Source organism: Citrobacter sp. Marseille-Q5395, from assembly GCF_947057495.1.
Classification (GTDB): Bacteria; Pseudomonadota; Gammaproteobacteria; order Enterobacterales; family Enterobacteriaceae; genus Citrobacter; species Citrobacter murliniae.
Genome location: NZ_CAMSEL010000014.1, coordinates 60,248 through 73,896, shown reverse-complemented (window position 1 = coordinate 73,896; position 13,649 = coordinate 60,248). Strand labels below are relative to the sequence as shown.

General features: G+C 52.3%; 14 protein-coding genes. 6 read left to right on the top strand and 8 right to left on the bottom strand.

Annotation, left to right across the window (positions count from 1 at the left end; all coding sequences use genetic code 11):
• Positions 1–234 precede the first annotated feature (234 nt).
• Positions 235–2,178 carry a bifunctional 2',3'-cyclic-nucleotide 2'-phosphodiesterase/3'-nucleotidase gene (locus OH663_RS16395; protein WP_071828882.1) on the top strand — a complete coding sequence of 648 codons (1,944 nt, stop codon included), beginning with the start codon at positions 235–237 and terminating at the stop codon, positions 2,176–2,178.
• A gap of 91 nt (positions 2,179–2,269) precedes the next feature.
• On the opposite strand, the gene OH663_RS16390 is transcribed toward OH663_RS16395, so the two are convergent.
• Positions 2,270–2,650 (bottom strand): winged helix-turn-helix transcriptional regulator, encoded by a 381-nt coding sequence (locus OH663_RS16390; protein ID WP_045439054.1) that lies wholly within the window; start codon positions 2,648–2,650, stop codon positions 2,270–2,272.
• An 89-nt stretch (positions 2,651–2,739) separates the two neighbouring features.
• Between OH663_RS16390 and OH663_RS16385 the strand changes: the two genes are divergently transcribed.
• The 3 genes from OH663_RS16385 (at position 2,740) to OH663_RS16375 (ending at position 5,535) form a co-directional block, all read left to right on the top strand.
• A complete protein-coding gene (locus tag OH663_RS16385) occupies positions 2,740–3,588 on the top strand; it encodes an SDR family oxidoreductase (RefSeq protein ID WP_048222302.1) in 849 nt (282 codons plus the stop codon).
• 80 nt (positions 3,589–3,668) lie between these two features.
• Positions 3,669–4,493, top strand: a complete 825-nt coding sequence (locus OH663_RS16380) for an AraC family transcriptional regulator (RefSeq protein WP_048222305.1) — start codon at positions 3,669–3,671, stop codon at positions 4,491–4,493.
• 76 nt (positions 4,494–4,569) lie between these two features.
• Entirely contained in the window at positions 4,570–5,535 is a 966-nt protein-coding gene (locus OH663_RS16375) for a DMT family transporter (RefSeq protein WP_200012616.1), read from the top strand.
• 63 nt (positions 5,536–5,598) lie between these two features.
• On the opposite strand, the gene OH663_RS16370 is transcribed toward OH663_RS16375, so the two are convergent.
• Entirely contained in the window at positions 5,599–7,152 is a 1,554-nt protein-coding gene (locus OH663_RS16370; RefSeq protein WP_045439045.1) for a methyl-accepting chemotaxis protein, read from the bottom strand.
• A gap of 245 nt (positions 7,153–7,397) precedes the next feature.
• Between OH663_RS16370 and ytfE the strand changes: the two genes are divergently transcribed.
• On the top strand, positions 7,398–8,060 hold the full coding sequence (ytfE, locus tag OH663_RS16365) for an iron-sulfur cluster repair protein YtfE (RefSeq protein ID WP_045439037.1): 663 nt from the start codon (positions 7,398–7,400) through the stop codon (positions 8,058–8,060).
• 63 nt (positions 8,061–8,123) lie between these two features.
• On the opposite strand, the gene cycA is transcribed toward ytfE, so the two are convergent.
• Complete coding sequence (gene cycA, locus OH663_RS16360; protein ID WP_045439035.1) at positions 8,124–9,533, bottom strand: D-serine/D-alanine/glycine transporter; 1,410 nt, start codon at positions 9,531–9,533, stop codon at positions 8,124–8,126.
• A gap of 309 nt (positions 9,534–9,842) precedes the next feature.
• Positions 9,843–10,463, bottom strand: a complete 621-nt coding sequence (gene fklB, locus OH663_RS16355) for an FKBP-type peptidyl-prolyl cis-trans isomerase (RefSeq protein ID WP_045449404.1) — start codon at positions 10,461–10,463, stop codon at positions 9,843–9,845.
• A gap of 336 nt (positions 10,464–10,799) precedes the next feature.
• Here fklB and OH663_RS16350 point away from each other — a divergent pair, with 336 nt between their 5' ends.
• A complete protein-coding gene (locus OH663_RS16350; protein WP_045439032.1) occupies positions 10,800–11,450 on the top strand; it encodes an OapA family protein in 651 nt (216 codons plus the stop codon).
• Between the two features lie 67 nt (positions 11,451–11,517).
• Here the strand turns inward: OH663_RS16350 and OH663_RS16345 are convergent, their stop codons facing one another.
• The 4 genes from OH663_RS16345 to priB all read right to left on the bottom strand — a co-directional run bounded on the left by OH663_RS16345 (position 11,518) and on the right by priB (position 13,646).
• Positions 11,518–12,465 carry a DMT family transporter gene (locus OH663_RS16345; RefSeq protein ID WP_045439029.1) on the bottom strand — a complete coding sequence of 316 codons (948 nt, stop codon included), beginning with the start codon at positions 12,463–12,465 and terminating at the stop codon, positions 11,518–11,520.
• A 143-nt stretch (positions 12,466–12,608) separates the two neighbouring features.
• On the bottom strand, positions 12,609–13,058 hold the full coding sequence (rplI, locus tag OH663_RS16340) for a 50S ribosomal protein L9 (protein WP_003025676.1): 450 nt from the start codon (positions 13,056–13,058) through the stop codon (positions 12,609–12,611).
• A gap of 41 nt (positions 13,059–13,099) precedes the next feature.
• Entirely contained in the window at positions 13,100–13,327 is a 228-nt protein-coding gene (gene rpsR, locus OH663_RS16335) for a 30S ribosomal protein S18 (RefSeq protein ID WP_000135199.1), read from the bottom strand.
• A 4-nt stretch (positions 13,328–13,331) separates the two neighbouring features.
• Positions 13,332–13,646 (bottom strand): primosomal replication protein N, encoded by a 315-nt coding sequence (gene priB, locus OH663_RS16330; RefSeq protein ID WP_006686338.1) that lies wholly within the window; start codon positions 13,644–13,646, stop codon positions 13,332–13,334.
• Positions 13,647–13,649 lie beyond the last annotated feature (3 nt).

Below are 13,649 nucleotides of genomic sequence, written 5' to 3'. Positions count from 1 at the left end.
CATACTTCAAGTTGCATGTACGTTGGCTGCGTTCCTGCAACTCGAATTATTTAGAGTATATATCAGTGATGTTAACTCGTTGTTTTACTTATACCCGATCGTCAGGGGATCCGCCAACTGTGATAGCGTCTGCGGTTTTAAACGCTAACTTCATGTCATGATTCACAGTTCTGTAAGCAAGAAGATTTATATACATTTTCTTTTGTGGCTTAGATCTTAAAAAGGATGCCCCTGATGATTAAGTTTAGTGCAACGCTTCTGGCCACGCTGATTGCAGCCAGCGTGAATGCTGCAACCGTCGATCTCCGCATAATGGAAACCACTGATTTGCATAGCAACATGATGGATTTCGATTATTACAAAGATACACCAACTGAAAAATTCGGTCTGGTGCGTACGGCAAGTTTGATTAATGCCGCCAGGGGTGAAGTAAAAAACAGCGTTCTGGTCGATAACGGCGATCTGATTCAGGGCAGCCCTCTCGGGGATTACATGGCGTCCAAAGGGCTTAAAACTGGCGAAACTCACCCGGTCTATAAGGCGCTCAATACTCTCGATTACGCGGTGGGCAACCTCGGCAACCATGAGTTTAACTATGGGCTGGAGTATCTGCATAAAGCGCTCGCTGGCGCAAAATTTCCCTACGTTAACGCCAATATCATCGACGTTAAGACCCAAAAGCCGCTGTTTACCCCTTACCTGATTAAAGACACTGAAGTTGTCGATAATGAGGGCAAAAAGCAGACACTGAAGATTGGCTATATCGGCTTTGTACCACCGCAGATCATGACCTGGGACAAGGCTAATCTCAGCGGTAAAGTGACGGTGAATGACATTACCGAAACCGCACGTAAGTATGTGCCGGAAATGCGCGAAAAAGGCGCTGATGTGGTGGTAGTGATTGCTCACTCCGGTCTCTCTGCCGACCCATACCAGACCATGGCGGAAAACTCTGTTTATTACCTCAGCGAAGTCCCGGGCGTGGATGCGATTATGTTTGGCCACGCTCACGCCGTTTTCCCGGGTAAAGACTTTGCCAGTATCAAAGGCGCAGATATTACCAAAGGCACGTTAAACGGTATTCCTGCAGTAATGCCAGGCATGTGGGGCGATCATCTGGGCGTGGTGGATCTGGTACTGAACGACAACAGTGGTAAATGGCAGGTCACCCAGGCGAAAGCCGAGGCGCGTCCCATTTATGACGCGGCGGCTAAAAAATCCCTGGCTGCCGAGGACAGCAAGATAGTTGAGATCCTGAAAGCCGATCACGACGCCACGCGTGAGTTTGTCAGTAAGCCAATCGGAAAATCTGCCGATAACATGTACAGCTATCTGGCATTAGTGCAGGACGATCCGACCGTCCAGGTCGTGAATAACGCGCAAAAGGCCTACGTTGAACACTTTATCCAGGGTGATCCAGACCTGGCAAAACTGCCGGTACTTTCTGCCGCTGCGCCGTTTAAGGTCGGCGGACGTAAAAACGATCCGGCAAGCTTTGTGGAAGTCGAAAAAGGCCAGCTGACTTTCCGTAATGCCGCCGATCTCTATCTGTATCCGAATACCCTGGTGGTGGTAAAAGCCAGCGGTAAAGAAGTGAAAGAGTGGCTGGAATGTTCCGCCGGGCAGTTTAATCAGATTGATATTCACAGCAACAAACCCCAGTCGTTAATTAACTGGGACGGCTTCCGTACCTACAACTTCGACGTGATTGACGGCGTGGATTATCAGATTGATGTTTCACAACCCGCCCGCTACGACGGCGAGTGCCAGACCGTGAACGCCAAAGCAGAGCGTATTAAAAATCTGACCTTTAACGGTAAACCTATCGATCCTGACGCGACCTTCCTGGTAGCAACCAACAACTATCGCGCCTACGGTGGCAAGTTCGCCGGTACCGGCGACAGCCATATCGCGTTTGCTTCACCGGATGAAAACCGCTCAGTGCTGGCGGCATGGATAGGTGCCCAGACGAAGAGTGCAGGTGAAATTCACCCAGCGGCGGATAATAACTGGCGTCTGGCGCCGATCCACAGCGATACGAAACTGGATATTCGCTTTGAAACGTCGCCGTCCGATAAAGCCGCCACGTTTATCAAAGAGAAAGGGCAGTATCCGCTGAAGAAAGTCGCCACCGACGATATCGGTTTTGCCATTTATCAGCTGGATTTGAGTAAGTAACGTTAATGCCGGATGACGGCTAACGCCTTGTCCGGCTTAAAAATTGTGTACGCACACAGGCCGGATAAGCGAAACGCCATCCGGCAACATATCATGCAACCCGCTCTTCCCTCAGTGCCAGCACCTGCGGTAAATTCATTTCAATCCAGTCCGCCAGTGCAGCAACTTTATCACTCACCTGCTCACCCAACGGCGTGAGACTGTACTCCACATGCGGCGGAACCACCGGATACGACACCCGGTTGATAAACCCGTCCTGCTCCAGTGCCTGCAGGGATTGCGCCAGCATTTTTTCACTAACGCCGCCCATCTTGCGACGTAAATCACTGAACCGGTGCGTACCATCACGCAGCGCCACCAGAATCAACACGCCCCAGCGGCTGGTGACGTGTTTTAACACCTCGCGGGAGGGACACTGTTCGGCAAATAAGTTGCCGTCACGCAATTGCTGAGAAAGTGTCGAAGTTGTCATATTCATACTTACCTTTTTGTACGTACTTACTAAAAGTAAGTTTAAGTGCTAGCTTTACTAAACACAAGACAAACACCAAGGAGTTCCCCATGATTGCGATTACCGGTGCCACTGGTCAACTGGGCCAACACGTTATTGAAGCCCTGCTGAAAACCGTACCCGCCAGCCAGATTGTGGCCATTGTGCGTAACCCAGCCAAAGCTACTGCACTCAGCCAACAGGGTATTACCGTCCGTCAGGCGGATTACATCGACGAGGCCGCTTTCACTACAGCATTGCAGGGGATCGACAAGCTGCTGCTGATCTCGTCCAGCGAAGTTGGGCAACGTACCCCACAGCATCGCAACGTGATTAACGCGGCAAAAGCCGCCAATGTGAAATTTATTGCCTATACCAGTCTGTTGCATGCCGACAGCTCTCCGCTGGGGCTGGCAGCTGAACACGTGGAAACCGAGAAAATGCTGGCTGACTCCGGCATTGCTTATACCCTGCTGCGTAACGGCTGGTATACCGAAAACTATCTGGCCAGCGCGCCAGCCGCGCTGGAGCACGGCGTGTTTATTGGTGCTGCGGGCGAAGGCAAAATCGCCTCAGCGACCCGTGCCGACTATGCTGCCGCTGCCGCACGCGTCATCAGTGAAGACGGTCACGCCGGTAAGATCTACGAGCTGGCGGGCGATGAGGGCTGGACCCTGAGCCAACTTGCCGCCGAACTGGCAAAACAGAGTGGCAAAAAAGTGGTGTATCAAAACCTGAGTGAAGCCGATTTTGCCGCTGCGCTGAAAGGTTTTGGTTTGCCTGCCGGACTGGCGGATATGCTCGCCGACTCTGACATCGGTGCCTCAAAAGGTGGTCTGTTCGACGACAGCCACACCCTGAGCCAATTAACCGGTCACCCGACAACTTCTCTGGCGGACAGCGTCAAAGGCATCGTGTAAGTGTTAAAAATCGGTTAATTATGGTGGCATCCCCGCGTATCCTCTCTGATAATGAAAGACGATGCGTGGGGAGAGAAAACGTGCAAGGTGTACCTGAGCAGTTCATTGATGAGAAAGACAGCGCCCGCTTTCGCCATCTGGCGCAGGTTCCGGGCGTTGAGTTGTATCATGCGCACATCTCCCGTTATGCCTTTGAACCACATACCCACGAAGCCTTTGGCATAGGCGCGATTGAAGCGGGTGCAGAACGGTTTCGCTATCGCGGTACGCAGCACGTTGCTCCTGCCCACTCCGTCGTCACCATGAATCCCGATGAGCTGCATACCGGTGAGGCGGCAACCGCCGACGGCTGGCGCTATCGGATGGTCTACCTCGAACCTGACCTTCTGGAAGACGTCACCGGGATCCGCCACTGGTGGTTTCATGATGTTACGCGCCACGATCCGCTACGCTCGTACCAGATCTGTTCACTTATCCACGGCCTGTGGAATACCGAGGATCCGCTGGCGCAAAAAGGGTTACTGCTCGATCTGATTGATACATTCCAGCCTCTGGCCCGTCATGCGCCGGTACAACTGGAAGGCGCCCATCGCTTTGAGCGCGTACGCGAATATCTACACGACAACTACATGCACCCGGTGACGCTCGACGAACTGGCCCGCGTTGCCTCGCTGAGTCCCTGGCATTTTCAGCGCCAGTTCAAATCTCATTTCCACGTCACGCCACACCAGATGCTGATGGCGATCCGCCTGTGGCGTGCCAAATGTTTTCTTACTCACGGCATGCCCGCTGCAGATGTCGCCGCAGCGACTGGCCTGACCGACCAGTCGCATCTCACCCGCGCATTTACTCATCGTTACGGCATTACGCCTGTACGCTACCAGAAACAGGTTTTTTCGCGCTAATGCGCAATCTCATACAATACGTGGCCATTTTGCCTGCCTACACTGCTCGCAATGTTAAGCGATGTGGATGTCAAAAATGATTAGCGGTGTGTTGTACGCCCTGCTGGCCGGGCTGATGTGGGGATTAATTTTTGTCGGGCCGCTGATCGTGCCGGAGTATCCGGCAGTATTGCAGTCGATGGGACGCTATCTGGCGCTGGGACTGATCGCCCTGCCGATCGCCTGGCTGGGCCGCGGACGTCTGCGCCAGCTGGCGCGTAAAGACTGGATGACCGCACTGACGCTGACGATGATGGGTAACCTGATTTATTACGTTTGCCTGGCCAGTGCGATCCAGCGCACCGGCGCGCCGGTCTCAACAATGATCATTGGCACATTACCGGTGGTGATCCCGGTATTCGCCAACCTGCTCTACAGTCAACGTGATGGCAAATTATCGTGGTGGCGCTTAGCCCCTGCCCTGGTGCTAATCGGCATTGGTCTGCTGTGCGTGAATATTTCTGAGCTGAATCAGGGACTGCCTGATTTTAGCGGTTGGAGATACGGTTCCGGTATCGCGCTGGCGCTGGTTTCCGTAGTGTGCTGGGCGTGGTATGCGCTACGTAATGCCCGCTGGCTGCGAGAGAATCCCGATAAGCATCCAATGATGTGGGCAACAGCGCAGGCACTGGTAACGCTTCCCGTCTCCCTGCTGGGATACGTTGCGGCCTGTCTGTGGCTAAATGGACAAACACCAGATTTCTCTCTGCCCTTCGGCCCACGTCCGGGCGTGTTTATCGGTCTGATGGTCGCCATTGCGGTACTGTGTTCGTGGGTGGGAGCATTGTGCTGGAACGTCGCCAGTCAGAAGTTACCAACGGTGATCCTCGGGCCGCTGATTGTCTTTGAAACGCTGGCGGGCCTGCTCTACACCTTTATTCTGCGCCAGGAGATGCCGCCGCTGCTGACCCTGAGTGGCATCGTGCTGCTGGTTGTGGGTGTGGTGGTCGCCGTCAGGGCCAAACCGGAAAAACCAAGTGTCGTCGCGGTTTCACCATCATAATGAGCCGGATAGTACTACGCTAATCCGGCCTACAGGATATTTTCTTGTAGGCCGGAGCAGACGTTAAACTTTAAACACCGCCACCGTCTGATTCAGGCGTGCTGCCTGCTCTTCTAGCGCGGCAGCGGCAGAAGCAGACTCTTCCACCAGCGAGGCATTTTGCTGCGTCACTCGGTCCATCTCAGCAACCGCCTGACCTACCTGATCAATACCCCGACTCTGTTCATCTGAGGCGGATGCAATCTCACCCATGATGTCAGTCACCCGGCTGACGGCACTGACTATTTCCGCCATCGTTTCACCGGCTTCATGCACCAGCGCAGTACCGGCGTTGACCCGGTTACCGGAATCATCAATCAGCGCCTTAATTTCTTTCGCCGCCTGGGCGCTGCGCTGCGCCAGCGTACGCACTTCTCCTGCTACCACAGCAAAACCGCGCCCCTGCTCACCGGCTCGCGCCGCTTCTACCGCCGCGTTCAGTGCAAGAATATTGGTCTGGAAGGCAATACCGTCGATAACATTGGTAATTTGCGCAATTTTACTCGAACTGGTGGCGATCTCATCCATAGTGCGCACCACACCATCGACCACAGCGCCACCTTTCTGCGCCGTCTGTGAGGCATTTTTTGCCAGACTGGTTGCCTGCCGCGCATTGTCCGCATTCTGTTTCACGGTAGCGGTAAGCTGCTCCATACTGGCAGCCGTCTCTTCCAGAGAGGCGGCCTGTTGTTCAGTACGGGAAGAGAGATCATTACTACCCGCAGCGATTTCCCCCGCGCCGGTATAGATGGTATCTGCCCCATCGCGTACGACGCCAACCGTGTTTGCCAGCGCCTGTTGCATATCACGGACATTACGCGCCAGTAGCGCCATTTCATTACTGCCCTCGGCGCTGATACCGTGGGTCAGATCGCCAGCGGCAATATGGCGGATGTGCCCAATTACCTCATGGAGTGGCCTCAGCAGTACGCGTTGCATGGCTATCCAGCTGACGACAATAACGGTTATCACGATCAGCATCACCGCGGACAATAGCCAGATAATCTTCTGATAGTCCTTCTCGTTATCCTGTACACCAGCATTTGCCAGAGCAGATTGCGCAGCGCGCCATTCCTGATAAACCCCCTGCATCGCCGTCTGCTTTTGCTCAGCATTCTGTTTAAACATCTCCTCCAGTTTGCCTTCAGCGAGCAGCGCATTCATTTTTGCCAGCGTTGCAGAATAGATGCCGTACTGCTCTTCGAGCCGGTCAGCCAGATGCTCATCCAGACCCGGCGTTTCCGGCAAGGCATAGTATTTATCGTAATGATCTTTGGCATCATTCAGCAGGCGATTTGCTGTATTCACCAGTTCCTTCAACTGGCCACCGTTAATTTCATTCGCCATCGTCCCTTGCAAACGCAGCATACCCCGATTGAGCGTGACGCGAGCCTGGTTCAGGCTAATCCAGGCATCAGTAAACTCGGCCACATTCTGGCTGGAAAGCTGAGACACGTTAAAGTTTTGCTTGTCGTTATTGAGCGCGCCAATAAAAACGCCTGCGGAAATGAGCTGCATTGCGCCCAGGGCGAGTAACACGGTGATAAGTAAGGTTATCACTTTGATTCGTTTGAACATCTGTTGCCTTTTTATTATGCAGGTATTGTCTGAGGTCTAACTATCGGCAGCAGCGTCCGCTTATTTAATCTTGTGACGCGGTTTTTTTCGCCGTTTTTCCCCTTTTCAATAAGATTCAGCATGTTAAAGAGATAAGAAATTTTCGTGACAACCATCACATAATCCTCTGCCCCGAAAGGGTTATATCCTTCTCTATAAGTTGCATTTAAAATGCACCTTATATTATTGAGAATGAGGTAACGGCTATGTCTTATCGCGATCAACCTTTAGGTGAACTGGCGCTCTCTATTCCTCGCGCTTCGGCACTGTTTCGTAAATACGATATGGATTACTGCTGTGGCGGTAAGCAAACGCTGGCACGCGCTGCCGCACGTAAAGAGCTGGATGTAGAAACTATCGAAGCACAGCTCGCACAGTTGGCAGAACAACCGCTGGAGAAAGACTGGCGCACCGTAGCGCTGGCAGAAATCATCGACCATATCATCGTTCGTTATCACGACCGCCACCGCGAACAACTGCCGGAACTGATCCTGCAAGCCACTAAAGTTGAACGCGTTCATGCAGACAAACCTAACGTACCACGCGGTCTGGCAAAGAACCTGACCATGCTGCATGAAGAACTGTCCAGCCACATGATGAAAGAAGAACAGATCCTGTTCCCGATGATTAAACAGGGAATGGGTAGCCAGGCGATGGGACCTATCAGCGTGATGGAAAGCGAGCACGACGATGCCGGTGAACTGGTAGAAGTGATCAAGCACATCACCAACAATGTGACGCCTCCGCCAGAAGCCTGCACCACCTGGAAAGCCATGTATAACGGCATTAACGAGTTGATCGACGACCTGATGGAGCACATCAGTCTGGAAAACAATGTGTTGTTCCCGCGTGCCCTCGCTGGTGAATAAAAAGGGCGCCTGAGAGCGCCCTGTTTTACGGAATATTAGAGCCGCATCGCGGCTCTTTTTTTATTAGCGTACGCCAGCCATGCGTTTCTTACCGATAAACAGCCAGCCCAGTCCCAGTGCAATGAACCACAGCGGCGTTACGATCAGTGCCTGTCGGGTATCCTCTTCCAGCGTCAGCAGTACCAGTACAAACACGAAGAACGCCATGCACACCCAGCACATCAGCTTGCCTAACGGCATCTTGTAGATCGATTTCTCATGCAGATGCGGACGCTGTTTGCGGTACACCAGGTACGAGCAAAGAATAATGGTCCAGACAAACATGAACAGAATCGCTGATACGGTGGTGATCATGGTGAATGCGCCAATCACACTCGGGTTAACATACAGCATCACTACGCCGCCCAGCAGGCAGATACAGGAGAACGTCAAACCTTTCGCCGGTACTGCACGTTTAGACAGCTTGGCGAATGCTTTAGGCGCTACGCCTTCCTGCGCCAGACCAAACAGCATACGACTGGTTGAGAACACACCGCTGTTCGCAGAAGACGCAGCAGAAGTCAGAACCACAAAGTTAATCAGGCTCGCCGCTGCCGGTAGCCCTACCAGCACAAACAGCTCAACGAACGGGCTTTTGCTTGGAACAACCGAGCTCCACGGTGTTACAGACATAATCACGATCAGCGCGAAAACATAGAACATGATAATACGGATCGGAATCGAGTTAATTGCTCGCGGCAGAGATTTCTCCGGGTCTTTGGTTTCCGCAGCTGTCGTTCCCACCAGCTCGATACCCACAAACGCGAACACCGCTATCTGGAAGCCAGCAAAGAAACCACTCAGACCTTTCGGGAACCAGCCACCATCATTCCATAAGTGCGTAAACGACGCTTCAACGCCGGTTGGCGACTGGAAGTGCGTCAGTACCATCACCAGACCGACAACAATCAGTCCAACAATGGCGACGATCTTGATCATGGCAAACCAGAACTCCATCTCACCGAACATTTTAACGGTGGCGAGGTTGAGACTCAGCAGCAGAATGATCACTGCCAGTGAAGCAACCCAGTCAGAGAGTCCAGGGAACCAGAATTGCGCATAAGCCGTAATGGCGACAACGTCCGCCATCCCGGTAACTACCCAGCAAAACCAGTAGGTCCAGCCGGTAAAATACCCAGCCCATGGCCCGAGAAGGTCAGAGGCGAAATCGCTGAAGGATTTGTATTCGAGATTCGAAAGCAACAGTTCTCCCATTGCCCGCATCACGAAAAACAACATGAAACCGATGATCATATATACAAAGATGATCGACGGTCCGGCGAGACTGATGGTTTTTCCGGAGCCCATAAACAGGCCCGTGCCGATGGCACCACCGATTGCAATAAGTTGAATATGACGGTTTGTGAGATTGCGCCGTAGCGACTGTTCAGACGAACCCTCTTCGTCGGCAACGACTTTTACCTGATCTACCATGTTTTTTTCTTCCTGTACCTGTCTGTGTTGTTCAGGCTCTACGGCCTTTAATGTGTCTATGATACGACGATCCCGTTAGCAGGACTCATCGATATTAGGTAAGAATCGGCGGGATGAATACTAAGATTTAGATATAATGTTAATTTAATGTTTAAAGTGAGTGTCATATCACTCTGATACCGCGAATTAGCTCACAAAAATACACGCAAGAACGTCATTTGCAAGATAAAATATCGATACTGTTACAACTATAGGTTTTAAAACTAATTTTCCGCTCCCCTCAATCCTGAGGGGAACAGAAGTCACTGCTTACAGGATCTCGAGCAGCTCAACCTCGAACACCAGCGTGCTGAACGGAGGAATGGACGCGCCAGCGCCACGCTCGCCATAAGCCAGTTCCTGAGGAATAGTCAGTTCCCATTTGGAACCCACCGGCATCAGGGTCAGCGCTTCAATCCAGCCTGGGATCACGCCATTAACCGGGAATTCAGCCGGCTCACCACGAGCGACAGAACTGTCAAACACAGTACCGTCAATCAGTTTACCGGTATAGTGCACACGTACGCGGTCGGTACGCGCCGGAATTGCACCTTCACCCTGAGTCAGAACACGGAACTGCAGACCGGATTCAGTGCTGTTCACACCGTCTTTCTCACGGTTTTCTTCCAGATATTTGACGCCATCGGCGGCCATAGCCTGGAAACGTTCACGACGTACCGCATCTGCACGTTCGTGGATTTCACGCAGTGCGCGGTGCACAACGTCAACAGGCACAGCTGGGTGTTTGCCTTCCAGCGCATCAGCAATACCAGCGACCAGCGCTTCAGGTAACAGCCCTTCCAGACCGGATTCGCTCAGTTGCTGTCCAACCTGCAAACCAATGCCGTAGCTTGCTTGCGCTTCGATAGTGTCAAAAGTCGGGGTGGCCATCATATTTCCTTTCATCGGATGTAAAGTAGCGGGCAGCATATCAGCCATGCCGCATCCGGTAAAACTTTGTATCAGGAAGAGATGACAAATCGCGAGGAAAAAGAAACAATGGCTATATTCCGCATCAATATCACGAAAGCGGATGTATACCCTGAAAAATTCGAGTGCAGGCAGGCGAACGAATCCCGATGAGCTTACATTTATAAGTAATTAGGGTGAGTGAGAGCAGCCAACACACCGGCAACGCGAAGCATGAAGGGTATTATGACGAACATCATAGCGTTAGCCATCTATACTCTATGATCGAGGAACGATAAGCGGAGCAGGAGGAAAGCCATGCCCGGGCGCTTTGAATTAAAACCAACCCTGGCGAAAATCTGGCATGCACCGGACAATTTTCGCATTATGGACCCGCTACCGCCTATGCATCGCCGTGGCATCATTGCTGCTGCAATCGTGCTGGTGATAGGTTTCCTGCTCCCTTCTAATGACTCCAGCGATACTCCAGTGGTCACACGTGATGCACAACTGGATTTCCAGTCGCAATCACAGCCGCCGACTGAGGCTCAGCTTCAGGCACAGCTGGTTGCCCCGCAAAACGATCCTGGCCAGGTCGCTCCGGTTGCGCCGGAACCGATCCAGGAAGGAGAACCAGACGTACAGCCGCAGGCTCAACAATCTCAGCCCCAGACGCAGCCTTTTCAGCAGGATAGCGGGATTGACCAGCAATGGCGCACCTATCGCGTAGATTCAGGCAAAACGCTGGCGCAGGTATTCCGCGATCATAACCTTCCACCAACCGATGTGTATGCTATGGCACAGGTCGAGGGGGCAGGAAAACCGCTGAGTAATCTGAAAAATGGTCAGATGATACAGATCAGGCAGAATGCCAATGGAGTGGTGACGGGTTTAACTATCGATACCGGTAATGGTCAGCAGGTGCTGTTTACCCGCCAACCCAACGGCAGCTTTATTCGCGCACGGTAATTTTTAGTCCGGGTGGCGACGTCAATGCCTCACCCGGACTGGCATCGGCCTGATAAGCGCCACGTTATCAGGCATTCTGTGGTTTGCGCACTTTACTGACCTTATTCACCCACCAAATCCCCGAACAGACCAGCACCAGCGCAACCGCGTATTTCCACTCCAGAATATTCTCGCCGAGGAAGATCGCCGACAGCACCGCTCCCGAAACGGGAATAAGAAAGTTAAACGGAGCGATCATCCCTACACGATTGTACTTGAGCAAGATGCTCCACAATGCGAACGCCACCGAAGAGAGCAGCGTCAGGTAGCCAAGAATCGCCACCGAAGACGAACCGTGTACGGTCAGCGTCCCACCGAAAGCATAGCCCCCGATAACCAATGCCAGACCGCCTATCCCCAGTTGATAGCCTGTCATCACCGTCGGATCCACTGTCTGAGAAATACGTTTACCGTAAAGCGTGGCGGCAGAGAGAATAAAGGCTGCCAGCACCACCGAGCCATCCCCTAACAGACTAAAGCTAAAGTCCATCAGGCCACTGTTAAAGTTCACCACCATCACACCGGTAAAGCCCAGGATACAGCCCAGCGCCTTGTTGTAGCTCAGCTTGTCATTCTGGTAGATAAAGTGGGCCAGCAGTACGCTAAAGAACGTGCCAGTGGCGTTCATGATTGAGCCTTTCACACCCGTCGTGAACGCCAGACCGATGTAAAAGAAGATGTATTGCAGTGAGGTCTGCGTCAGTCCCAGCAGCGTGAGCTGTCCAAACTGGCGTGGGCTTAACCTGCCGATAGGTTTACGCTGCATCATAGCCAGCAACAGTAGTAATAATCCCGCAAACAAGAAGCGGTATCCGGCAAAGACAATTTTCGACGGAATGTCATCCGTGGCAATCTGGAAGATCTCATACCCGCTTTTTATCGCCGGATAGGCACTTCCCCAGAGCAGGCAGCAGAACGCCGCGCTCAGATAGACTACGTTTTTACGCGCAAACAGAGGTTGGTGCGTTGTTTCCATTCCATCACCACTTTGAAATAATGTTTTATTTTTACGATTATCCCGAAAAGGATAGAGAATAGCCAGAGCGAAAAACAGGAGGGGGAGAAAAGCAAAACGCCGGCACAGGGCCGGCGCTTTTACGCGGTTTTCAGAATAAAAACTTATTCTGCAACTACGTTTACAGTCAGCTTAGCAAACACTTCGCTGTGAACCTGGAAGCTCACTTCGTGCTCACCAGTGGTACGCAGAACACCGTTCGGCAGACGAACTTCGCTCTTAGCCACTTCAACGCCAGCTGCAGTTACAGCGTCAGCGATGTCGCGAGTACCGATGGAACCGAACAGTTTACCTTCATCGCCCGCTTTGGACGCGATGGTTACGGTTTCCAGTGCGTTGATTTTCTCAGCACGAGCTTCAGCAGCAGACAGAACGTCAGCCAGTTTGGCTTCCAGTTCAGCGCGACGCGCTTCGAAAAATTCAACGTTTTTCTTGGTAGCAGGAACAGCTTTACCCTGTGGTACCAGGAAGTTACGAGCATAGCCCGCTTTAACGTTAACCTGATCACCCAGGCTACCCAGGTTTGCTACTTTATCAAGCAGAATAACTTGCATTACCTTATCCTCTCAAAGTCGTATTAATGGACCGTGACCGATTACTGATGACGATCAGTGTACGGCAGCAGGGACAGGTAGCGAGCGCGTTTGATAGCGCGAGCCAGCTGACGCTGGTATTTTGCACGGGTACCGGTGATACGGCTTGGGACAATCTTACCGCTTTCGGTGATGTAGTTTTTCAGCGTAGCGATATCTTTATAGTCGATCTCTTGAACGCCTTCCGCGGTGAAACGGCAGAACTTGCGACGACGGAAATAACGTGCCATATGGCTAGTCTCCAGAATCTATCAATTCAATCTGCTCGGCATGCAGAACCATTTTGCTCAGGCCGTTCTTTGCCTTATGGCAAGAAATGAACCCCTGAACGGTCACTGCGCTACCGACCGTTATACTGTGAGTAATGGCCTGGTTTTCGTGTCCGCTAACAATAACGGGCATTTGACACCATGCCTGCCGGTGAAAACCGGCTTCCTCCTGCACAGAACGATGCTCAAGCACGAACTGGCAATGAGGAATTCCTGATGGACTGACCTTTCGAAGGGGAGCCCTGCACACGGTGCCGGACAACGCCAGACGGTTGGTCATCAG

Coding starts and splice junctions, on each gene's coding strand:
- ytfE (WP_045439037.1), top strand. CDS start 7,398: ATGTCTTATCGCGATCAACCTTTAGGTGAACTGGCGCTCTCTATTCCT.
- rplI (WP_003025676.1), bottom strand. CDS start 13,058: ATGCAAGTTATTCTGCTTGATAAAGTAGCAAACCTGGGTAGCCTGGGT.
- OH663_RS16395 (WP_071828882.1), top strand. CDS start 235: ATGATTAAGTTTAGTGCAACGCTTCTGGCCACGCTGATTGCAGCCAGC.
- fklB (WP_045449404.1), bottom strand. CDS start 10,463: ATGGCCACCCCGACTTTTGACACTATCGAAGCGCAAGCAAGCTACGGC.
- OH663_RS16345 (WP_045439029.1), bottom strand. CDS start 12,465: ATGGAAACAACGCACCAACCTCTGTTTGCGCGTAAAAACGTAGTCTAT.
- OH663_RS16370 (WP_045439045.1), bottom strand. CDS start 7,152: ATGTTCAAACGAATCAAAGTGATAACCTTACTTATCACCGTGTTACTC.
- OH663_RS16390 (WP_045439054.1), bottom strand. CDS start 2,650: ATGACAACTTCGACACTTTCTCAGCAATTGCGTGACGGCAACTTATTT.
- priB (WP_006686338.1), bottom strand. CDS start 13,646: ATGACCAACCGTCTGGCGTTGTCCGGCACCGTGTGCAGGGCTCCCCTT.
- rpsR (WP_000135199.1), bottom strand. CDS start 13,327: ATGGCACGTTATTTCCGTCGTCGCAAGTTCTGCCGTTTCACCGCGGAA.
- cycA (WP_045439035.1), bottom strand. CDS start 9,533: ATGGTAGATCAGGTAAAAGTCGTTGCCGACGAAGAGGGTTCGTCTGAA.
- OH663_RS16385 (WP_048222302.1), top strand. CDS start 2,740: ATGATTGCGATTACCGGTGCCACTGGTCAACTGGGCCAACACGTTATT.
- OH663_RS16375 (WP_200012616.1), top strand. CDS start 4,570: ATGATTAGCGGTGTGTTGTACGCCCTGCTGGCCGGGCTGATGTGGGGA.
- OH663_RS16350 (WP_045439032.1), top strand. CDS start 10,800: ATGCCCGGGCGCTTTGAATTAAAACCAACCCTGGCGAAAATCTGGCAT.